The following is a 22,296-nucleotide window of genomic DNA, read 5'->3' on the forward strand; positions in this document are numbered from 1 at the left end:
CCCCGTGAGGCTCGCGCTGGCGCCGTTCGCGGGTGAGCGCCGTGCCGGGGCACCCCGCGTGCACTGGGGCGGGCGGGGGACGCTCCGCAGCCCATTCGGCGCCCCGTGAGGCTCGCGGCCGTGCCTACGACCGCCGCCGCAGCGGTCGAGCGCCGTGCTGGGGCGCTCCATGTGCACGGGGGCGGGCGGGGGACGCCCCGCTGCACATTCGGCGCCCCCGTGAGGCTCGCGCTGGCGCCGTTCGCGGGTGAGCGCCGTGCCGGGGCACCCTATGTGCACAGGGGCGGGCGGGGGACGCCCCGCTGCACATTCGACGCCCCGGCCCACACCGCCCCGTCACGCCCCGGCCCACACCGCCCCGTCACGCCCCCGCCCGCACCGCCCCGTCACGCACGCGCCCGCACCGCCCCGTCACGCACGCGCCCGCATCGGGCCCGCGCCTCGCTACTCATCCTCGCCGTCGTCGATGCGCAGTTCCAGGCTCAGCTGGTCGGCGTCGAGCTCGGCGAGGGCGTGACGAAGGGCGGCGGTGCTGTAGCGGCCGTCACGTCCCGCGTCGTGCAGGCGTCGGCGCATGGCCTCGATCGAGGCGAGGCGGAGCTCGAGGAAGTCGCGGACGCGGGTCGAGGCGTCTTCGTCGGGCGGCTGGACGATCCGCGCGCCCGCGCGCTCGAGGAGCTCAGGGGGGAATGCCGCCCCGTCGCGCCGCCGGAGCGTCCCCGCGCCGAGCGCGTCGCTGGCGGCCTCACGGAGCTCCGCGTCGAGGGCGCGCTGCTCCTCCCGCGTCGGTCCTTCTCCGCCCGCGCCGGCGAGACCGACCGACCGCACGACGGCCGGCAGCGTCAGCCCCTGCAGCACGAGGCTGAACAGCGCCACCAGGAAGGCGACGAAGATGAGCAGAGGTCGCTGGGGGGTGTCCGCCGGCAGGGTCTGCGCGGCCGCGAGGGTGACCACTCCGCGCATGCCCGCCCACACGATGACGGTGCCGTGGCGCGCGCCGAGCGGGGTGTCGCGGTAGTAGTCGAGGTCTGCCATCGTGCGGGCGATGCGGGTGCGCATCCACCCGATGCGCCGCTCCGTGCGCACCGGATCCGCGCCGCGGACACCGAACTGCTCAGGCGTCTCGCGGTAAGCCGCTTCGAACCTGTCGAGGCGATCCTGCGCGCCCTCGATGCGACCCTGATCCCGCTCGTGGCGGTGGCTGCGGCGCCCCTGCACCCAGATCAACCCGGCCACCCACAGGCCGCGCACGACGAGCACGATCCCGAGGGCGCTGAGCGCCAACCATGTGCCGTGCCAGAGGCCCTCGTGCTCGCGGAGGTTCGCACCCACGATGTCCTTCAGCTCGAGGCCGAAGACGAGGAACACGCCGCCCTCGAGCACGAGTTCGATGGTGCGCCAATTGAGACGGTCGCTGATGCGCTGCTCGGGGGTGAAGCGACGTGCGGCGCCTTGGCCGGTGACGATCCCCGCGACCACGGCGGCGACCAGGCCCGATCCGCCGAGGTGCTCGGTGGGCAGGTACGCGACGAAGGGGATCGTGAAGCTCAGCGCCGTGTTGGCTGCGGGATTCGCCAATCGCTCGCGCACGCGCAGGTTCACCCACCCGATGACCGCGCCGAGGACGAGCGCGACCGCGACAGCCCACGCGAAGTCGGCCACGGCGTCACCGAACGCGAATCCGGATGCCACGGCGGCCACCGCCGTGCGCAGCAGCACGAGCGCGGTGGCGTCGTTCAGCAGGCTCTCGCCCTCCAGCATCGTGACCACGCGCGGCGAGATCCCCAAGCGCTTGGCGATGGAGGTGGCCACGGCATCCGTGGGGCTCAGGATCGCCCCCAGCGCGATCGCGAGTGCGAGGCCGAGACCGGGGATCACGGCCCAGAAGAACAGGCCCAGCAGCACGGAGCTGAGGACGACCAGCACGACCGAGAGGCCCGCGATGGGTGCGAAGTCGCGGCGGAACTCGATGGCCGGCAATTGCACGGCCGCGGAGTACAGCAACGGCGGCAGCACGCCGACGAGGATGATCTCGGGGTCGACGGCGACCGGCGGCACGAACGGCAGCAGGCTCACGCCCGCGCCCACGGCGAGCAGCACGAGGGGCCCCGCGACGTTGAAGCGCGGCCCGATGACGGTGGCGAGGGCGACCACCACGACGCCGGCGAGGACGACGAGGAGGGGATCGATCATGCTCCGAGGCTAGTCCGGCATCGCGGTCGCCCCGTGGGGTCTCGTCTCCGCGCCGTCCGAGCCTCCGCAGGATCGTGCCGACCGAGCCTGCCGCAGGATCACGTCGACCGAGCCGGCTCCAGGATCGCGCCGACCGGGCCGGCCGCAGGATCGTCCCGACCGAGCCGGCTCCAGGATCGCGCCGACCGAGCCCGCCGCAGGATCGTCCCGACCGAGCCCGCCGCCGACCGGGCGACCGAGACCGCCGCCGCCCTCACGCGCACGGCGGAGCGGTTCAGCTCTCGGCGCGCACCGCGTCGGCGACCGCGCGCAGACCGGTGAGCGTCTCGGCGAAGCTCGTCGACAGCGGCGAAAGGCCGATGCGGAGGCCGTGCGGGTCGCGGTAGTCGGGGATGACGTCGCCCTGCCACAGGCGGGCGGTCACGGCCCGCATGGCGGGGTGCGAGAGCGTCACGTGGCCGCCGCGTTCGGCGGCGTCGCGCGGCGAGGCGAACGTCACGCCGAGGGGGCTCAGGATGCCGTCGGCCACCCGCACCGCGAACTCGGTCAGTGCCACGGACTTCGCCCGGACCGCGTCGATCCCGGCTTCCTCCAGCAGGTCGAGGGTGTCCTGCATCGCGATCATCGCCAGTACCGGCGGAGTGCCGGAGAGGAAGCGGCGCATCCCGTCGGCGGGGCGGTAGACCGGCCCCATCGAGAAGACGTCGGCGGCCCCCATCCAGCCCTGCACGGGCTGGGTCAGTGCGTGCTGGTGGCGCGCGGCGACGTAGGCGAAAGCGGGAGAGCCCGGGCCGCCGTTGAGGTACTTGTAGGTGCAGCCCACGGCCAGGTCGGCGCCCCACGCGTCGAGTTCGATCGGCACGGATCCGGCGGAGTGGCAGAGGTCCCACAGCACGAGCGCCCCGGCGTCGTGGGCGATGCGCGTCAGACCGGCGCCGTCGGCGAGGTACCCCGAGCGGTACGACACGTGGCTCAGCAGCACCACCGCGGTGCGATCGCCGACAGCGGCGCGGAGCAGGTCGGCATCCACCCCGCGGGAGGTGTCGACGTCGACCCACACCACGCGGGCGCCGCGCTCGGCCGCGATGCCCTCGACGAGGTAGCGGTCGGTGGGGAAGTCGTCGCGGCCCACGACGATCTCCACGCGCTGCGGGTCGAGGTTCATCTGCGCGTCGAGCGCCGCGCGCAGCAGCTTGTAGAGCAGGACGGTCGTGGAGTCGCCGATGACGGTCTGGCCGGATGCCGCGCCGAGCGTGAGAGCTGCGATCCGGTCACCGATGGCGAAGGGGAGCTGCATCCACTGCTCGTCCCATCCGCGGATGAGGCGGCCGCCCCACTCCTCGGTGACGAAGCGGGCGAGGCGATCGGCCGTCGCACGAGGTGGGCGCCCGAGGGAGTTGCCGTCGAAGTAGACCAGCGCCGTCTCGGCGCCGACGAAGGCGGAGCGGTGGTGGGCGAGTGGGTCGTCGGCGTCGAGGGCCGACGCCTGCGCCTCGAAGGAGGCGCGCGGCACCTGCAGTGCGTCGACGGATCCGAAATCGGGGGTGGGGTCAGTCGACACGCGTCAACTCCTCGGTGCTGGCGACGGTGCCGCGGCTGAGCCAGGTCGGCAGGTCGTCGGGATCGGTGGGCGAAGGCCCCGGCACGAAGGTCGAAACCGCGCTCGTCGTCTCGACGTGCGGCCAGGGGTCGGTCAGTGCGGCCACGAGCGCGTCGCCGCGCACGCCGGCGTCGTGCAGTCCCAGGAGTTCGCGGCGGTTAAGCCCGACCGGGAGGGCGCCGTTGCCGAGATCGGTTCCGTAGAGCACCCGCCCACCGCGCACGGCGAAGGCGCGCAGATTCGCCATCGCCTGGTCGCGGGCGGCTCCGCGGTGGATGTCGAGCGTCGAGATCCACGCCTGGCCCGCCGCGACCGCGCGCGAGAGCGTGCGCCGGGAGAGAGGTGCGTCGAAGGGCGTGTGCGCCAGTGCGGCGACGCCCGCCTCGATCGCGCGCTCCACCTGCCCTGTGCCCTGGGCATGGGCGACGACCGGCAGCCCCCGTTCTCCGGCGGCCGCGACGATCGCCGCGAGCACCTCGTCGGACACCACGGGTCCGGCGTCGGCGTGCAGCGCGACTTTGATGACCGAGGCCCCGGCATCCGCCTGCGCGTCGACGGCGGTTCGCGCGCCCCCCGTGACCCCCGGATGCCGCGACGCATCGGTGACGAGGCGCACGGTGGCCTCCGGGGCCCACGACCGCCCCTGCGGGTACCCACCGGGTGCGGTCAGGAACGCCCCCGCGTACGAGACGCGGGGGAGTCCCTGCGCGCGCCGGGCGAGGCTGACGGGATCGCCACCCAGATCGACCACCGCCGCGATGCCGCGCGCGGCCAGCGTGGAGGGGTCGACCAGGTGCAGATGCACGTGGTGGTCGACGAACGCCGGCAGCGCTGTGCCGTGTTCGGCGGTGAGTGCGCGCCGGACGGGCCAGGCGGCGGAGAGGGTCACGCCGACCCGATCAGATCAGCGACAGCTCGCGGAGCTTGGCCTCGACGTCGGCGTTCGAGGGCTCGACGTGGTGGCTGGAGTCGGGGTAGACGACCACGGGGATGCTGGTGCGACCCGAGATCTCCTTCGCGACGTCGGCCGCGGCGGGATCGGCGACCAGGTCGACGTACTCGTAGTCGATACCCAGCTCGTCGAGCTGCTTCTTCGTGCGGATGCAATCGCGGCACCAGTCGGCGCCGAACATACGGATGGATGCGTCGGAGGACATGACTCCAGCGTACGCCGGTGCGCCGACACCGGTCGCGGTCGAGGCCCGGCGGCGGGGCGCTGCGACAGCGCTCGCGGGCGTGTACCCACCCGGTCGGACCCCGTGGAACGTAATCGCAGGGCGTACGGGCGGAGGATCGCCCGACCCCGCCGCGAGGGAAGCGTCAGGCGGTGACTTCGTCTTCGAGGGGCTCGATGGCGCGCGCGGCCTTGCCGATGCGGCTCTTCTTGGGCGCGTACACGACGAGGGCGTGGAAGACGAAACGCACGACGAAGGCGGCGATGAGGGTGAGTCCCGCGGCGACGACGCTCTGGATGTGCGCCTGACTCACGAGCACCCAGATCACCGGGATGCGCACGATCGCCTCGACGCCGTTGAAGGTGAACGACTTGATGAAGCGGTGGCGCATGAGGCCGGACTCGGCGCGCATGTCGGCGAAGACCAGGTATTCGAGCGCCAGGAAGTTGGCGACGATCGTGACGACGCTCGCGATCACCGCGGCGATGATGTACTGCACGCCGACGGTCTGCAGCCCCCACATGATCGCCAGGTTGGCGACGGCACCGAGCCCACCGACGAGCGCGAAGGCCGACATGCGGCCGAACCGCAGCATCGTCAGCTGCAGCAGGAACCGCATGCCCTGGCTGAACGACGCCTTCGACTCGCCCGCGAAGCGCGGTGCGAACGAGAACGGCACCTCGGCGATGCGCATCTGCTTGCGCGCGAGGATCTCGAGCAGGATCTTGAATCCCCGCGGCTGCAGCGTCTCGACCTCGAGGGCGCTGCGGTCGACGAGGAAGAAGCCGGTCATCGGGTCGGAGCAGTTGTGGAGCTTCTTCGGGAACATCGACTTGGTGAGGAGGGTCGATGCGCGAGACACCATGGTGCGCACCGCGTTGGCGAGGCCGTCGGAGGTGCCGCCGGCGACGTAGCGGGATGCCACGACCACGTCGACGTCGCCCAGCTCGGCGCGCGCGAGCAGGTCGGCGATGACCTCGGGCGGGTGCTGAAGGTCGCCGTCCATGACGACGCATCGATCGGATGCCGCAGCCTTGATGCCCTCGACTACGGCACCGCCGAGACCGCCCACGGGATCGTCGCGGTGGATCAGGCGCACGGGGATGCGTGCGCCCGCCGCGACCGCCCGGATGATGTCAGGGGTGTCGTCGGTGGAGTCGTCGACGAAGATCACTTCGACCGCGCGGTCCGCCAGGGCATCCGTCGTGCGGCGCACGAGTTCGGCGACGTTCGGACCCTCGTTGAAGGTCGGAACGATGACGGAAAGATCCATGGGTACTCGCGTTTTCGTGATGAGTCAGGGGATGCACAGCGTAGTGAGACCGACGCGTGCCTCCACAGGATTGTGGCGGACGTTCCTGTGAGCTAGCGGTTGCCCACCCCAGCATCGGATGCGCAACGGAAGCGCGGGATGTCGATGGGGGCGGGATCAACCGATCTTGGCCTGGAGGTCTTCGACGGTCATGCCGTAGTCGATACGGACGACGGGCAGCGCCAGCTTATCGGTCCCGATGCGCACGTACCCGGGTTCGATCCCGCGGCCGAGGTCGAAGCCCGCTCGGCGCACTCCCTCTTTGGTCGTGTCGTTGTAGTGGCCGAAGGGATACGCGACGACCTCTTTGACTCCCAGGATCTGGGCCGAGGTCTCGAGGTCGGCCGCGATCGTGTCGGCGTCGTCGTTGACCATGCGGCCCTTGCCGTTGGCGCCGGCGCGGTGCATGTCGTGCGTGTGCGATCGCTGCATCACGAAGCGGTTCGGGGTGGGTTCGGTGCGCGCGGAGGTGATGACGAACGACGTGGTCAGCAGGTGGCGCGCGTCGACGATCGGTGCGGCCATCTCGAGCCAGGTGCTGTCGGCGTCGTCGTCGGTGATGACGACGGAGCGCTTCGGCAGGTAGAGGGCGCCGTCGATGAAGGCGCTGACCTCGTCCCAGGTGGGCAGATAGAACGCGCCGTTCTGGATGTGGGCCATCTGCGCGTCGAAGTCGCCGATGTAGGCGTAGTTGCCGCGGAGCCAGTTGTCCTCGCCCTCGGGGTTCCGCGTGAACTGGTGGTACATGAGGATCGGCAGCTCGGTGCCCTCGGCGCTGTTGGCCTCGGGCGTCGTCCAGGCCGCGTAAAGGGTGCGCTCGCGGTCGGTGCAGGCGACGAGGTCGGCGCCGTTCACCCGCTCGGCGGCGTTGAGCGACGTCGCGTCCGCAGCCGTGGGATACCACCCGGCGAAGACGCGCCCGTCGGCGCGCGGGATCGGGAGCTCGTCGTAGCGGACGTCTTCGGACTGCAGTTGCGGATCGAGGGCGATTCCGTCGCCGCTGAACGAGACCGCGCACGACTTCGGGTCGGTCGAGCCCGCCAGGAGCTGCTGGGCGGCGCTCAGCGGAGGGGGCGTCGGAGTCGGGGTCGACGTCGGTTCGCTCGAGGGCACCGTTTCGGCGACGGGCGCGGTGGCCGGCCCGCGCGTCAGCGCGAACACGGTGACACCGCCGGCGATCAGGGCGACGGCGGCGGTGGCGACGAGGGTGCGGCGCAGGCGCACGCGTCGAGAGGTGCGGCGACGGTGCTCGGCTCGGGTGACGGTCATGATGCCTCGGGTCGGCGGTCAGGTCGCCGCGATCATATCGGGACCGCGAACGCCGTCCGGGGACACTCCGCGACACGCCGAGGCGACAGGGCAGGATGAAGGGATGATCCGTATCGGCATCGTCGGCACCAGCTCCATCTCCGAGCGCTTCGCGGAAGCGGTCGCCATCGTCGAGGGGATCGGGGTGTCGCGCATCGCCTCGCGCGACGCGGAACGGGCGCGGTCGTTCGCCGATCGCGTGGGAGCGCCCGGGGTCGCCGTCGGGCTCGACGATCTGCTCGCCGCGCCCGACGTCGACGCCGTCTACCTGGCCAGCCCGAACGCCGTGCACGCCGCACAGATCGCGTCGGCGGTGGATGCCGGCATCCCGGTGCTCGTGGAGAAGCCCGCGGTGCTGACCGCGGGGGAGTGGGATGCGGCTGTGGCGCACGCACGCCGTCGCGGTGTCGTGCTGCTGGAGGCCATGCGCACGGCGTACGACCCGGGTCTGGCCGCCGTTCAGGCGGCTCTGCCCGACCTCGGAACCGTCCGGCGCGTCTCGCTGCGCTACGAGAAGCGATCGGCGCGCTACGACGAGGTGCTCGCCGGTCGGCAGACGAACATCTTCGACCCCGAATTGGGCGGGAGCGCGCTCCGCGATCTGGGCGTGTATCCGCTGCACGCCCTCGTGCGTCTCTTCGGTGAGCCTCGAGCCGTGCAGGGCGTCCGGGTCGGGATCGCGTCGGGGACGGACGGGGTGGGCAGTGCCCTCGCCGCCTACGACGGCTTCGTCGCCGACGTGGCGTGGTCGAAGATCACTGATACGAGCCTCCAGAGCGAGATCCAGGGGGAGGACGCGTCGTTGCTCATCGATGCGATCGACGCGCCGCGACGGCTCGTCCTCACTCCGCGCGGCGGCGTTCCGAGCGTGATCACGGTGCCGGCCGACGACAACCCGATGGTCGGGGAGGTGCGGCGCTTCGCCGACGCCGTCGCGGGAGCCGACATCGCGGACGATCAAGAGTGCACCGCGACCACGCTGCGACTGGTCGACGGTCTGCTCGCGCGGCCCCTCGTCTGAGGTTCACCCGTTGTTTCCCCCGCGGAGGGAGGATGCCCGGATGCAGACAGCGGCCCGCGCGGGAGAGGTGTTCCTCGCGTTCCTCCGACTGGGGCTGACCTCGTTCGGCGGGCCCATCGCGCACCTCGGGTACTTCCGGGACGACCTCGTCGTGCGTCGGCGGTGGATGGACGACCGCGCGTACGCCGATCTGGTGGCGCTGTGCCAATTCCTGCCCGGGCCGGCGTCGAGTCAGGTCGGCTTCGCGATGGGGCTCCAGCGAGCAGGGGTGCTCGGTGCGCTCGCCGCCTTCGCGGCCTTCACCCTTCCCTCGGCGGTTCTGCTCGTGGCTTTCGCGAGCGGTGCGGCCGCGATCGGCGGCACCGTGGGCGAGGGCGTGCTCACCGGGCTGAAGGTCGTGGCCGTCGCGATCGTCGCGCACGCCGTGTGGGGCATGGCGAAGACGCTCACTCCCGATGCGCCGCGCGCGGGCATCGCGGTCGCGGCCCTCGCCCTCGCGCTGCTCCTGCCCGCAGCCCCGGGCCAGCTTGCCGCCCTCGCGGTCGGGGCGGTGGCGGGGCTCGCCCTGCGGGGTGGCGCCGACCCCACCGCCGCGGCCACGCTGCCGTCGTTCGGCGTGCGCCGGGGTGCCGCGATCGCCTGCCTCGTGTTGTTCGCGGGGGGACTGGTCGCGCTGCCGCTGCTCGCGGCACTCACGGGGTCGGGAGCGGTGTCTCTGGTCGACGCGTTCTACCGCGCCGGGGCGCTGGTCTTCGGCGGCGGGCACGTCGCCCTCCCCCTGCTGCAGGCCGGTGTCGTGGACACCGGGTGGGTCTCGCCCGAGTCGTTCCTGGCGGGCTACGGCGCCGCCCAGGCGGTCCCCGGACCGCTCTTCACCTTCGCGGCGTACCTCGGGACCGTCTCGACGGTCGGGCCGGGCGGCATCTTGGGCGCGGCCCTCGCTCTCGGGGCGATCTTCCTCCCCGGCTTCCTCCTCCTCGTCGGCGTGCTGCCGTTCTGGGATGCCGTGCGCACACGTCCGCGCGTGCGGTCGGCGATGCGCGGGGCGAACGCCGCCGTCGTCGGCATCCTCGCCGGGGCGCTGTACTCGCCCGTCTTCACCACGGCGATCACGGGACCCGGTCCTCTCGTGCTCGCGGCGGTGGGCTTCGTGCTGCTGACCGCATTCAAGGTCCCGGCGTGGGCGGTCGTGCTCGTGGGCGCCGCGGGCGGGGTCGTCCTGGCGTTCGTGTGACCGCCGCCCGCGCGCAGCACCTTCCGGCATCCTGAGACTCGTCTCCACGACGCGTGACACCGGGTACCGGCGGTGCCAGGATGAGCGAACGGCGACGACGCCGCCGGTGTTTCGAGGGAGAGAACCGTGTTCCATAGCCCCCACCCGTCCGTCGAGGTCCCCGACCAGAGCATCTACGACTACCTGTTCGGCTCACTCGACGACGGCGACCTCGATCGCGTGGCACTGGTGGACCCGGCCAGTGGCGCCGAGACCACCTATCGCGCCCTGCGCGCCCAGGTCGACGCCTTCGCGGGCGCGCTCGCCGCGCGTGGCGTCGGCACCGACACCGTCGTGGCGATGCTCTGCCCGAACGTGCCCGCCTTCGCAACGGTGTTCCACGGCATCCTGAGGCTCGGGGCCCCCATCACCACCATCAACTCCCTCTACACCGCGCACGAGATCGAGAACCAGCTGCGCGATGCCGAGGCGACCTGGCTCGTGACCGTGTCGCCGCTGCTGCCGCCGGCGTTGGAGGCGGCGCGCGCGGTCGGCATCCCCCATGACCGGATCATCGTGCTCGACGGCGCCGAGGGCCACCCCGATCTGCGTGCGCTACTGAGCGAGCAGCGGACGCCGCCCGAGGTCACCATCGACCCCGCCACGCACGTCGCGGTGCTTCCCTATTCGTCGGGCACGACCGGAGTGCCCAAGGGCGTGATGCTCTCGCACCGTAATCTCGTCGCGAACGTCCACCAGTGCCGTCCGGTCATCGAGATCGACGCCGACGACCGGGTGCTGGCCGTGCTGCCGTTCTTCCACATCTACGGAATGACGGTGCTGCTGAACCTGGCGCTGCGCCAACGCGCGACCCTCGTCACGATGCCGCGGTTCGACCTCATGGAGTTCCTCCGCGTCATCCAGGACCACCGCTGCACGTTCCTCTTCATCGCCCCGCCCATCGCCGTGGCCCTCGCGAAGCACCCGGCCGTCGAGCAGTTCGACCTCTCGAGCGTGCACAGCGTCTTCTCGGGCGCGGCTCCCCTCGACGGCGAAACGGCCGAGACCGCGGGGCGGCGCATCGGCGCGCGTTTCTTCCAGGGCTACGGCATGAGCGAGCTCAGCCCGGTGTCGCACGCCATCCCGCCGGAGGGAGGGATGCCGGTCAGCTCGGTCGGCGTGCTCATCCCGAACTGCGACGCCAAGCTCGTAGACCCCGACACCGGTGCCGAGATCGAGGAGCACGGCGACGACGGCCTGACCGCACCGGGCGAGATCTGGGTGCGCGGACCGAATGTCATGCTCGGCTACCTGAACCGGCCCGACGCGACCGCCGAGACCCTCGACGCCGACGGGTTCCTGCACACCGGCGACATCGGCGTGCACCACGTCGACGGGTACTTCACCATCGTCGACCGGCTCAAAGAACTGATCAAGTACCACGGCTACCAGATCGCCCCGGCTGAGCTGGAGGCCCTGTTGCTCTCGCATCCGAAGATCCAGGATGCCGCCGTCATCGGCGTCCACGGCGACGACGGCGAGGAGATCCCGAAGGCATTCGTCGTGACCGCACCGGATGCCGGCCTGTCGGCCGAGGAAGTCATGACGTTCGTGTCGGGGCAGGTGGCGCCGCACAAGAAGGTGCGCCGCGTGGAGTTCATCGACATGATTCCCAAGTCCACCTCGGGCAAGATCCTGCGGAAGGACCTGCGCGCCCGCGAGGCCGCCTGACGACGGGGCGGCGCCCGCGGCGGGGTGGACGCCCGCGGCGGGGCGACGCAGCGCGGGTGCGGCGCCGTGTCAGCATCCCTCCGTCCTCCTCGTCCCACTTATAGCGGTGCATGTCCCACTTGTGGCGGGTGGCGGCGGCGCTGACCCACCAGAAGTGGGACATGGATGCCGGGTCAGGGGCGTCTCGTGCGAGCGCGGTGACTTCGAGGTTGCTGCGGGAGCCGGTGCGAGCCGCGACCACGTCCAGAAGACGCCGAAGGGCGGGGGCGTCTCGCGACACCCCCGCCCTTCGTTCGCATCGCGTCAGGGGGTCAGCAGTGCGCCCGTGTGCGTCGCGGCCTCGGCGGCGCGCTTCTCCTCGTCCTCCTTGCCGCGGCGCTCGTCGGCGGCTTCCTGCAGCGCGGACTTGGCCCGCAGCGGCGGGGTGCGGAAGAACAGCGACAGCACGAAGGCGAGCAGCACGACACCCATCGCCACCCAGTAGACGCTCGTCGCGGAGGAGTTGAAGCCCACGAGGAAGGGCTTGGTCAGTCGCGCGTCGGCGCCCACCAGGAACGACGTGTCATCCAGCGTCGATCCGCCGATCGAGGTGTCCTGGTCTCCCGAGGTGAACTGGTCGGTCAGGGTGGTGGCCACGTTGTCGACGAACGCCGTCCGGTCTGCGGCGTCGGAGAAGTCGAGGCTGACCGAGCCGTCGGAGCCGATGCGCGCGACCGGCACCTGCTGCTGGATCTGCACCGTCGCGGCCGAGATCGCCTGCGCGACCGCGGCCTGCGTCGCCTGCGCCTGAGCCGCGGCGGGGATCTGACCCGCCGCCACCTGCTGCGCCACGGCCTGGGTCGCCGCCTGCGTCGCCTGCTGCACGCCCTGCTGCACCTGCTGGGTCACGGCATCCGTCGTCTGGGTCACGATCGGGGTGTAGATCGACGACATGATCTTCTCGTTCGCGGGCGCGGAGGCCGTCGCGGGGTCGAAGGCGGCGTCGAGAGCGTCGGTCAGGGTCGCGCGGTCGCCGAACGAACCGATGATGTTCGAGGGCATCAGCGTGAACAGCAGCGACAGCAGCACGGCGGTACCGAGGGTTCCACCGATCTGACGGAAGAAGGTCGAGCCGCTGGTGGCCACACCCATGTCGCGCACGCCGACGGAGTTCTGGCTGGCGATCGTCAGCGTCTGCATGAGCTGGCCGAGGCCGAGACCGATGACGAGCATCGCGATCGCGACGTGCCAGTACGGGCTGTCGTACTTCAGGAACGTCAGCAGGAAGAAGCCGAGCGACATCAACGCCGTGCCCAGGATCGGGAACATGCGGTACCGCCCGGTGCGCGCGATGATCTGACCGCTCGCGATGGAGGCGATCATGAGTCCGAGGATCATCGGCAGCATCTCGAAGCCGCTCTGGGTGGGCGTCGATCCGAGCACGAGCTGCAGGTAGAGCGGCAGCGTCAGCATCGCGCCGAACATGCCGAAGCCGACCAGCACGCCGATGACGGTGGCCATCGAGAACGTCGGCGAGCGGAAGAGCTTCAGCGGGATGAGCGCGTCGTCCTTCATCTTGGTTTCGGCGATGACGAAGGCCAGGATGCCGAGGGCTCCCACGACGTAGCAGGCGAGGGCGATGGGCGATCCCCAGCCCCACTCGCGGCCCTGCTCGGCGACGAGGAGCAGCGGGACGAGCGCGACGATGACCGTCGTGGCGCCCCACCAGTCGATGCGCACCGAGTGACGGGGCTGCTTGGGGATGTGCAGGAACCGCCATACGATGGCCAGCGCCACGATGCCGATCGGCACGTTGATGAGGAAGACCCAGCGCCATCCGGTGATGAAGAGGATCTCGTTGGCGCCCGCGAACAGGCCGCCGACGAGCGGGCCGATCACGCTGGAGATGCCGAAGACGGCGAGGAAGTAGCCCTGGTACTTCGCGCGTTCGCGCGGGGCGAGGATGTCGCCCATGATCGCGAGCGGCATCGACATGAGGCCACCGGCGCCCAGGCCCTGAATGGCGCGGAACGCGGCGAGCTCGACCATCGAGGTGGAGAAGCTGGCGAGCACCGAGCCGATGATGAAGATGAGGATGGCGATGAGGAACAGCGGGCGCCGACCGAAGATGTCGGAGAGCTTGCCGTAGATCGGCGTCGAGATGGTCGACACGATGAGGTACGCCGTGGTGACCCACGCCTGCAAGCTCAGGCCCTGCAGGTCATCGCCGATCGTGCGGATCGAGGTGCCCACCACGGTCTGGTCGAGGGCGGACAAGAACATGCCGGCCATGAGGCCGAAGATCACGAACATGATCATGCGGTGGGTCATGACCGTGTCGGTGGCGGCGGTGTGCGCGCGCCTGCTGGTGGTGATGTCTGACATCGGGTCCTCTTCACGAGAAGGCCTGGCGGACGGCAGGAAGGCTCGGTCGGGCGCCAGGTGTTTGCTAAAAGTCAAGCAAATAGTAGCGCGGTCCGGCGTCGGCGGAAACCATCGGTCCTGTGCGCGGGCGATGAACCCGCACAGCGGCCAGTGCGATGCGGGCCGCCGGGGAGTGGGCGGACGGTCAGCGAAGTGCGCCGACTCCGCTGAACTGCCTCGATCGCGGCTGACGTTGTGCACATCGCTGAGGTCGTGAGCCGAGCCGGCTCCGACAGGCGCCGGGAAGTGGGGTGCGGGGCGTGCGGCGTGGTGCCGGGGGAGCGGGGCCGGGGGAGTGCACGGTGCCGGGCTGACCCATCCTCAGTGATGTGCGCAAAGTACGCCGGATGGCGTCAATCGCAGCTGAACTTGTGCACGTTGCTGAGGTTGTGAGCGAGGCAGGCGCGGGAGGGCGGCCGTTCAGCGGCATCCGGAAGCAAAAGTCCCCAATGAAGAGAAGCCTCACGAGGGACCGTGGGCCCCGACGGGCTTCGATCCCGCGACCTCGCGATCTTCAGTTGGATGCGGTGGGGCAGCGGGTGCTCTTTGGTCGCCGTCTGCCGCGTAAGTCTGCGGCAGTTGCCTTGGTTGGTCGCGGCCGGTTGAGGGTGTCGTCAGGGGACGTGTCGGCACCGAACCGCCGCCGCCCCCAGCGGTCACTCGGATCCGTGCTGAGAGCGGATACGATCCTACGGAATCCGCGTCTTCGCGCGGCGGCATCAATCGTTCGCACGCGAACTTTCGAGGATGGACCACGGCGTGACTATGAACGCGGCGCTTGCCCTGGAAGGGCGTATTCTGCCAAACGGATGGCTGGTAGGTCCAGTGCGAGTTCCGGCGAGTGACGCCACGGGGGGAGTCTTCAGCGTCTCATATCCCGTTTCGAAGGACGACGGCACGCAGGGGTTCTTGAAAGTACTCAACCTCGGGTTGGCGATGCAACAGCAAGACGTCGTGGGCACGCTGCTGTGGATGACATCCCAGTTCTCTGCTGAACGTGACCTCTGCGTCATGTGCGGGGAACGCCGTCTGTCCAAGATCGTGACGGCGATCGATCACGGCTCATTACAGCTCGCGGAGTACGCGCCCCTTTCATCGGTGTCATACATCGTCTTTGAGATGGCGACCCACGATGTGCGACGGGCGATGTCGCTGCACGCGGAACTTGACGAGGTAATCAGGCTTGAGTACCTGCACAGTATTGCGATGGGCTTGCGTCAGCTACACGGGATCAAGGTCGCGCATCAGGACCTAAAGCCTTCGAACTTCCTGGTCTTTCCCCCGGGAACGGACGGTCGCGCCACCGGGAAGATCGCGGACCTGGGGAGGGCTTATCGTGCGGACCAACCGAACTCTCTCGACTCCGAGACAATCCCGGGCGATCGGAACTACGCTCCGCCTGAGCAGCTTTACCGATATTCGGTTCCTGACGAGCGGGGCCGCCGCTACGGCGCTGATCTTTTCCAGTTGGGCAACATGGTCTGCTTTTTGTTCACGGGCCGCACCATGAACGCGATGCTCGGTCGTGTGCTCGATCCACAGTTGCACTGGCGCAAGTACGGGGACAGCTATCAGACCGTGCTTCCCTATCTGGAAGAGGCGTACTCCCGTATCGTCGCAAAACTGGAGGAGAAGCTGACGTCTAGTGCAGGTCGTGACGTCGTGCGAATAGTAGCTTACTTGTGTGAACCTGACTATGAAAAGCGGGGGCATCCAGGCGCGCGTAAGCAGGCGTATGGATCGCCGTATGGCCTGGAGCGCGTTATATCTGACTTCGATCTGGCAGCACGCCGTGCGGCCGCACGAGTCAATAGATGAGCCTGCAACCCGCGGACCCGGAGCGGCAGCTCGTACCGAGATGGCGGTCGTTTCGGCGCTCCACCAGAGCCGCTGAGCTTGACTCGATCTCGGCAGCAGAGGCACAGGCGAATGAGGGGCTCGATCGTCTGCGTGACGAAGTAAAGGCAGACCCCGAAGATGTTTGGATTCGTGCTGACTTGCTCAGCGCGCTCTTGGCTGAACAAGAACCTCGTGCAGAAGTTCTCGAGGTCGCTGAGAGCCTCCTGGACCGGGCGGAGGAATCATCACTCCGAGAATTTGCCGAGTCAGTACTTGCGACGCCGCGGGATGACCAGGCTGAGCTAAATTCCGGTCTGGTCGAGGACGCACGAGCGCGCGCCATCCGAACAGTGCGTCGTTCGCGAACACTATTGATGCTTCGTCCACGCGACGGGGTCACACGCGTTGATCTCGCGCTCGCACATACCGTTCTCGGCAATCGAGCCACAGCTAGGCGGGAAATGCTGATTGCCCTATCCGTCAGCCCCGATAGCCGATTTGTGCTTCGCAGCGCTGCCGCGTTCTTTGCATCGACTGATGAGCCTGAAATTGCGTATGCGGCACTGATTAGGAGTGCTGGGAGGCGACACGACCCCTGGTTGGCGTCCGCCGCGCTTGCCGTCGGTGATCTCGCAGACGTTCGAGTTGATGTGAGGAGTGCGCGAGAACTACTTGAGCCCGGCCGTTTCCACGAGAGAGCAGTCTCGGAGTTAGCAGGACAACTTGGCACCCTCGAAGCCGCAGCGGGACGTCTTCGACCCAGTCGTTTGTTGTTCGAGCGTTCAGTGGTGGATCCAAACGAGAACGCGCTTGCTCAGGCTGAATGGGCAGTTGAGGCGGTAAATCTCCGGCTGGAGCCAGTGGCGCTGAATGGAGCTGACGAGGCGCGCTTCCGGGAGGCGTCGAGAGATGGTTCGTGGGATGCTGCTCTCACCGCGAGCATTGCTTGGCAACAGGATCAGCCGTTCTCGAAGGACGCTGCGCTCGCTGCGTCCTACGTCGCGGAGATGGGCGTGGGAGACCATGGGGCGGCACTCAGTTCCGCGAAGTTGGGGCTGATGTCCAATCCGGGTGACGCGATGTTGAGCAACAATGCTGCTTACGCTGCGATCGCGCTCGGAATGTTCGATGATGCAGAGCATTTCCTACGCGTAGATACTGGGGGTCTCGACGTCGAGGAATTCAACGTTCTTGTCGCCACGCGGGGATTCCTCGCTTTCCGTCGCGACCACGCCGAGGAAGGCCGAAGGCTCTACTCGGATGCTATTGAGGGCTTTGTCTCCGAACGCCTCGCTCAGCACACCGCATTGGCTGTGTGTCTGTGGGGGATTGAGGAGGCTCGGATCGGTTCAGTAGTCGCAGCTCAGCTGCTGAGTGTCGCGCAGAAGGCTGTAGAGCGGGCTCCATCACCCGACACCGCGGAACAACTTGCACGATTCGAACGCGTAATGCTCGGCAAAGGATAGTTGTCGCCGGTTCGGTTTGCCGCGAGCGAGGACCGGAGACACCGCAGCTGGCGGCAAGATATCGGTCGCCGTCAATGAGATGTCCAGCTGGCGCGCTGAGCCTGGTGACTCGCGCGAAGCTGCGGCCAGCGCACGTGCAGATCACCACGCAGGTTCGGTGGATAGTTGCCGCGCGGCAAGTCGAACCGGGCGCGAAGTTGCCTGTCGAGTCTGAACTTGTCGAGAGATTCGGCGTCTAGCGGATGACCGTGGACGAGGGTCTACGGGTGCTAGGTCGGAGCGCTCATACGATTGCGGAGCCGGAGCATCCGATTCGCGTGCAGAAACTGCCCCTCAACAGGGCAAAGCAAAACCCCCGCGGATAAAAGCTCCGCGAGGGTTTCTGGGGTGACGTAATGATCACCCGTGTGGCTCCGACGGGCGTCGATCCCGTGACCTCACGATTTTCAGTTGTATGCGCCGGGTTTGTGGGCGCTCGCGAGTGCTCGTTTGCCGCGTGATTCCGGGGAAGCTGTGATCGTTGGTGGTGGCTGGTTCTGGGTAGTTTCAGCCGAGCTCCCGGCCCGGGACCGGCCCGGTTGATGGCTAGTTCGCAAGTGAGGCCAGGACTGGCTCGCTCCATTCCTTCGCGGCCTGCTCGCCGAGGATATCCCGCGTCCAGACGTCCACTACAGCCTCCCAAACCTTGGACGGTCGCATAGTCCCTCCGATTCGGCGGGCGATTTCTCCCGCCCAGGCGTGATGGTTTTCAATCTGGAGGGCTGCGTCCTTCGCATCGAGGAGCTCACCGACGGGCTGCCCGAGGCGCTCGGCCACCGCTTGCCAATGCGAATCGTCTAGTGACTGAAACACGACACGCTCGGGCCGCTCCCCGCCAGGTAGCCGAAGATATGTCTCCCCCGCGGGCTGCTCGCCATCGACAATGCACAGACTCGCACGAGGGAGTTTTGCCTTAGTTGCGACTGTAGAGAGAGCGACCACGGTGCTCGCCGGTCCGACGCTTGTGATGCGCGCGCGCTTCAGCACCTCGGGGGCTCCGAGTGCAATGATGCGCTCGATGAGATAGACGGCTTGGTCGTCCTCGCAATAGATGTCGAGCTCGTAGTGCCGTTCGTCGTCCATCAAGTTGAGGGCGAAGTCAGCAGTCACGCCGTACAACACCTGGCGCTCCGAGTCGCGATCCACGGAGATAAAGATCCGCGCGACATCGGGCAACTGTTCGAGGATGAACTGCGAGTGCGTCGACAGGATTACTTGCAACTTCTTGTCGAAGGGGAGTCGGAGAATCTCCGTCATCAGTCCTCGCTGCGCCTGAGGATGCAGGGAAGCCTCTACCTCGTCGATAATCACGAGTGAATGGTTGGGCACCTCGTTCAGGAGAGCGATCAAGTCCAGGACTGAGTCTTCACCGGCGCCTTGGTGGAAGTTGGAGTAGCGAACGCCCCCTTGAGTTAGGACTCCGACTTGCTTGCCCTGATTCTCATCAATCCTCGCGTAATCATAGGTGCGCCCGAGAGTGCGGTTCAGCTGGGCGACCTCTGCATCTGTTAAGGGCTTCTCAGTTCCCTGACTGATTACCTCTTGTGCTGTACGGCCGTAACCGATCAGTGTGTTCGCGGGCTGTATTCTTGAGATGTCAAGGAAGTACACGGGTCGACGCTTACGCTCTGGCGCACCGCGCCAACGCGACGTCGGCTTTCTGACCGTGTAAGAACTGGTCTCATCGCCCTGTCGAACGGCGTAGGCGAGCACGACTCCACTTACCTGTTCCCAGGGCGTGCTTGGGAAGAAGTCGTCGGCGTAGTACGTCATGGTAGGAGAGTTTGTCTGCGCCTGATATGCAGCGGCAGCAGCCTTCAGCACCGTGCTCTTCCCGGCGCCGTTCATCCCGGCCACCGCAACCACGGGATATCGGAACTCAACGGCTTGACCCGCCCACCCGCGCAATCCATCAATCTTGAGGGAGGTCAGGAACAGCGGCCAGCCGGACTGCGCGTGACGCGCCGTGTCCCAGGCGCTGCTCAATTTGGATGCAGTCGGCGCGACCATTCATGCTCCTGACGTGTGGTGGCTAGCTGCGCAACTTCAAAATCTTACTCAGATCCCCACAAATCGCGTGTCGTACTCAGTTGCCATCCGTTCGATCATGCGGGCGTAATTGTCGGAATCGCTTGCGCCTGGCGCGGGTGGGCCATTCACAATCGATACCGGACCTCCGTCGTTAGCGAAGTCGAGCACTGTGATACCGATGCCATCGAAGCCGTTCTCTGACTGACGTGTACGGCGAGGCAGCTCACGGATCTTCGAGACGACCCGAGCGGTGTCCCCCGGCTGCTTGTGCTTGCTGTAGCGGGCCGGGAACTCTGTGAGCGCGTAATTGTTGGTGACCGAGGACATGAATTCCTCGGCGGCATTCACCTGGACGTACGCGATGGCGAGCGCCTGGGCTGACGCGCCGTGTACGCAGACGTGCGATGAGTTGAGTTCGTCGTACAGCCGCGGGAGCGCTTTGATGTGCGCGGTCATTGCGGCCTTGGCCTCCAGTGCAACCAGGACCGCTCCGACGGGAGAAACGGGGAACTCGGGGAGGCCATTCAGAGTTTCAAGTTCGGCGGGCGTTAGTGGCACACCGTAATCGAGGGCGAGGCTATGGAGACTCCGATGCGGGGTGGGCACGGCTCCCGCCGGTCGGGCGATGACGAGGTCCAGATCCTTCTTGCGTCCCGTTGCAAAGTCGCGCATCTCATGATTCACGCCCAGTACGACCTTGCCATCCTCTACATGGCGCCGAAGCAAGCTCGATGTGAGGAGCAGGTCGAACGCGACGCCCCAACACCCGACCTTGGAGTGACGATCCGAGCGAGAGTTGTACTGCCAGACGTTGCCGTGGCTATCGGGCGGTCCCGGGGTCGACAAGAATCGCGCCAGTAGCTCGGGTCCATGCATGTTGCCGAGGCTATCGGCTCGATGCGGCTCCGATGTCATTGACGCGGCGCGCGACGATCCGCTCAATCTCTGCTGCTGCCTCGACTGGGCTCTGATGTTCCCAGATTCTGATCACGAGCCAGCTCCCCTCGGTCAGGGCGCGATTGGTATCTGCGTCGCGCTGACGGTTCGCCTCGATCTTCGATCGCCACCAGTCCGCGTTCGTCTTGGACTGTGTCGCGTGAAGGGGACAGCCGTGCCAGTAGCACCCGTCGACGAACACGGCAACGCGAAGTCTGGTGAACGCCACATCGATCGTTCTCCGTGGGCGTCCAGGCACAGGAAACTGGACGCGGTAACGAAGCCCCGCGGCGTGAAGAAGTCTCCTTATCGCCATCTCGGCGGCGGTATCGCGTCGGCCTATGCGGGCCATTCGGCGCGACGTCTCATTGGAGGCCGCTTGGAGCTCAGTCATGCTGTTCCTGCGGCCTCAACGAAAGAGCGGCTCGCTCCCAGACTGGGTGCGCTCAAGCGCATCGATATGCTCCTGTACATCGGCGCGAAAGCCTGGGTAGCGGCCGAGATTGCCTTGTTGCAGGCGGTTCCAGAAGCCTTTGGCGCCTCGGAGACTCAGTGCTTCTGCAGCGGATACGTCGATCATCTGCGCAAGGTGGCTGTACCCCACGTGCGTGGGGAACTCGGAAAGGTCGACGGGAATTTGGATGCGTCCTGCCGATCCGGCAGCGGCGGCGGGCCATGCGCCTCGGCCGGGCTCCCAATCCCGAAGCTCGACGATGGGGTCGCCTGGGGCGAGGAGTCGGCTTCCTACCCATCGGGAGACTCCGACGGTCACAGCATTGCCGACGAGTTTCCATCGGGGGCCGTTCCGCTTCGATGACAGATGTTCGACGTTGGTCCACCCTCGGTCGAAGCCCTGCATGGCCTCGGCGTCCTCGACGGACGGCTTCACGAGCCGTCGACCGAGCTGGGCTCCTCGTACCCACACGGCAGGCGGTGACGGGATTCCGATCGTCGACCCACCCTTGAGTGTAGGCACTGCGTCCTGTGCCCAACCGAGGCCGCCGCGCCCCTCGGTCCAGTAGAAGCCGAACATGTCGTCATGAAAGTCGTCGGATCGATCGCCCGCGTCGTCTGCGAAGAGGATCGACTTGGGATCAAAATCGACCGACGCGATCAGGATCACGCGTCGACGTCGCTGCGGAACGCCCGTGAAGCGTGAGTCGACGACGCGGTAGGCCCACGTGTACCCCAGCCGCTCGATCTCGGAGATGAGATAACTCATCGCCTTGCCACGATCGAGGGCAAGCATGTTCGGGACGTTCTCAATCAGAAGCGTCGGCAGATGCCCGGTGCGATCTTGCGCATCCTCAAGCAGCCGGAAGACGTTCACGACGAGACCGGAGCTCTCGCCTGCGATGCCAGCGGTCCTGCCTGCTTGCGACAGGTCAGTGCACGGAAAACCCGCAGTGACGAGGTTCGTCTCATCGGGGAGTCTTCTCATGTTGCGAACGTCTGTGTCGATCGGCACGCCTTCGAATCGCGCTCGGAGGACTGCTTGAGCAGGTTCCCACCATTCGCAGAACGTCAGCGTCTCGATCTGGTTGCCGAGAGCGCGTTCCAGCCCGAGCTCGACGCCGCCGATACCAGCGAAGAGCCCGGCCACCTTCCATGATGCGTTAGACATGTTTGCGCTCCTAGGTCACGTCAAACCGTACTCGAGATTCCGTCAGAACTCGAGTCGACGGGCTGACCGCGAAGATACGTGGGACCTCTGACATCAAGAGCTCCGCGTGAAGTGACGGTGCTAAGCCGAGGCGCGCCCGGACCGCAGCGGAGCGAGGACCGGACTCACCGCAGTGCGTGGCACCGCCACCTGCCGGCCGGAGGCCGGCCTTGAACGAGTAAAGAAAGTTCTCACAGCTCGTCGTTGCCGAGGTCCTCGTGGCGTCTGCGGCACCTTCTTGCGAAGACGAAGCCGTCTGATGACATCAATCCCACCGAAGTGCTGGTCATCGGCTCTTGGGCATACGCGGGCATGGGCTGGCTCACCGACGGTGACAAAGCGCTCGCGAGAGAGGCTGCCGACGCC

16 protein-coding genes are annotated in these 22,296 nt (G+C 67.7%); 5 read left to right on the forward strand and 11 right to left on the reverse strand.

The genetic code is table 11. The annotated features are described in order from the left end of the window. Nucleotides 1-444: 444 nt before the first annotated feature. From QRO03_RS11745 to QRO03_RS11770, 6 genes are all read right to left on the reverse strand, one after another. Nucleotides 445-2,193, reverse strand: coding sequence for a cation:proton antiporter (locus tag QRO03_RS11745; protein WP_285137688.1), 1,749 nt, complete (start codon nt 2,191-2,193; stop codon nt 445-447). Between the two features lie 274 nt (nt 2,194-2,467). Next, nucleotides 2,468-3,712: a kynureninase gene (locus tag QRO03_RS11750; protein ID WP_285137797.1), complete on the reverse strand. Its 1,245-nt coding sequence runs from the start codon at nt 3,710-3,712 to the stop codon at nt 2,468-2,470. 31 nt (nt 3,713-3,743) lie between these two features. Continuing rightward, complete coding sequence (locus tag QRO03_RS11755) at nt 3,744-4,682, reverse strand: amidohydrolase family protein (RefSeq protein WP_285137689.1); 939 nt, start codon at nt 4,680-4,682, stop codon at nt 3,744-3,746. 10 nt (nt 4,683-4,692) lie between these two features. Beyond that, nucleotides 4,693-4,950: a glutaredoxin family protein gene (locus QRO03_RS11760; protein WP_055959528.1), complete on the reverse strand. Its 258-nt coding sequence runs from the start codon at nt 4,948-4,950 to the stop codon at nt 4,693-4,695. Between the two features lie 163 nt (nt 4,951-5,113). Further along, nucleotides 5,114-6,241: a glycosyltransferase gene (locus QRO03_RS11765; RefSeq protein ID WP_285137690.1), complete on the reverse strand. Its 1,128-nt coding sequence runs from the start codon at nt 6,239-6,241 to the stop codon at nt 5,114-5,116. A gap of 156 nt (nt 6,242-6,397) precedes the next feature. After that, a complete protein-coding gene (locus tag QRO03_RS11770) occupies nt 6,398-7,549 on the reverse strand; it encodes a polysaccharide deacetylase family protein (protein WP_285137691.1) in 1,152 nt (383 codons plus the stop codon). A 103-nt stretch (nt 7,550-7,652) separates the two neighbouring features. Here QRO03_RS11770 and QRO03_RS11775 point away from each other — a divergent pair, with 103 nt between their 5' ends. The 3 genes from QRO03_RS11775 to QRO03_RS11785 all read left to right on the forward strand — a co-directional run bounded on the left by QRO03_RS11775 (nt 7,653) and on the right by QRO03_RS11785 (nt 11,553). Then, nucleotides 7,653-8,609 carry a Gfo/Idh/MocA family protein gene (locus tag QRO03_RS11775; RefSeq protein WP_285137692.1) on the forward strand — a complete coding sequence of 319 codons (957 nt, stop codon included), beginning with the start codon at nt 7,653-7,655 and terminating at the stop codon, nt 8,607-8,609. 40 nt (nt 8,610-8,649) lie between these two features. Continuing rightward, nucleotides 8,650-9,843 carry a chromate efflux transporter gene (gene chrA, locus QRO03_RS11780; RefSeq protein WP_285137693.1) on the forward strand — a complete coding sequence of 398 codons (1,194 nt, stop codon included), beginning with the start codon at nt 8,650-8,652 and terminating at the stop codon, nt 9,841-9,843. A gap of 126 nt (nt 9,844-9,969) precedes the next feature. Then, nucleotides 9,970-11,553, forward strand: a complete 1,584-nt coding sequence (locus QRO03_RS11785; RefSeq protein WP_285137694.1) for an AMP-binding protein — start codon at nt 9,970-9,972, stop codon at nt 11,551-11,553. A gap of 303 nt (nt 11,554-11,856) precedes the next feature. On the opposite strand, the gene QRO03_RS11790 is transcribed toward QRO03_RS11785, so the two are convergent. After that, entirely contained in the window at nt 11,857-13,917 is a 2,061-nt protein-coding gene (locus tag QRO03_RS11790; RefSeq protein ID WP_285137695.1) for an MDR family MFS transporter, read from the reverse strand. An 804-nt stretch (nt 13,918-14,721) separates the two neighbouring features. On the opposite strand from QRO03_RS11790, the gene QRO03_RS11795 reads away from it, so the two are divergent. Continuing rightward, entirely contained in the window at nt 14,722-15,774 is a 1,053-nt protein-coding gene (locus tag QRO03_RS11795) for a protein kinase domain-containing protein (protein WP_285137798.1), read from the forward strand. Nucleotides 15,775-16,583: 809 nt separating this feature from the next. After that, nucleotides 16,584-17,261: a hypothetical protein gene (locus QRO03_RS11800; protein ID WP_285137696.1), complete on the forward strand. Its 678-nt coding sequence runs from the start codon at nt 16,584-16,586 to the stop codon at nt 17,259-17,261. Between the two features lie 585 nt (nt 17,262-17,846). Here the strand turns inward: QRO03_RS11800 and QRO03_RS11805 are convergent. Genes QRO03_RS11805 through QRO03_RS11820 form a run of 4 tightly spaced genes read right to left on the reverse strand, consistent with a single transcriptional unit; the run spans nt 17,847 to nt 21,891 of the window. Further along, the gene (locus QRO03_RS11805; protein ID WP_285137697.1) at nt 17,847-19,310 is read right to left on the reverse strand and encodes an ATP-dependent nuclease; all 1,464 of its coding nucleotides are present in this window, start codon (nt 19,308-19,310) and stop codon (nt 17,847-17,849) included. 48 nt (nt 19,311-19,358) lie between these two features. Then, nucleotides 19,359-20,207, reverse strand: coding sequence for a hypothetical protein (locus QRO03_RS11810; RefSeq protein WP_285137698.1), 849 nt, complete (start codon nt 20,205-20,207; stop codon nt 19,359-19,361). A gap of 10 nt (nt 20,208-20,217) precedes the next feature. Then, on the reverse strand, nt 20,218-20,661 hold the full coding sequence (locus QRO03_RS11815) for a very short patch repair endonuclease (RefSeq protein WP_285137699.1): 444 nt from the start codon (nt 20,659-20,661) through the stop codon (nt 20,218-20,220). Between the two features lie 15 nt (nt 20,662-20,676). Then, nucleotides 20,677-21,891, reverse strand: a complete 1,215-nt coding sequence (locus QRO03_RS11820; protein WP_285137700.1) for a DNA cytosine methyltransferase — start codon at nt 21,889-21,891, stop codon at nt 20,677-20,679. Nucleotides 21,892-22,296: the final 405 nt, after the last annotated feature.

The organism is Microbacterium sp. lyk4-40-TSB-66 (assembly GCF_030209475.1).
Taxonomy (GTDB): Bacteria; Actinomycetota; Actinomycetes; order Actinomycetales; family Microbacteriaceae; genus Microbacterium.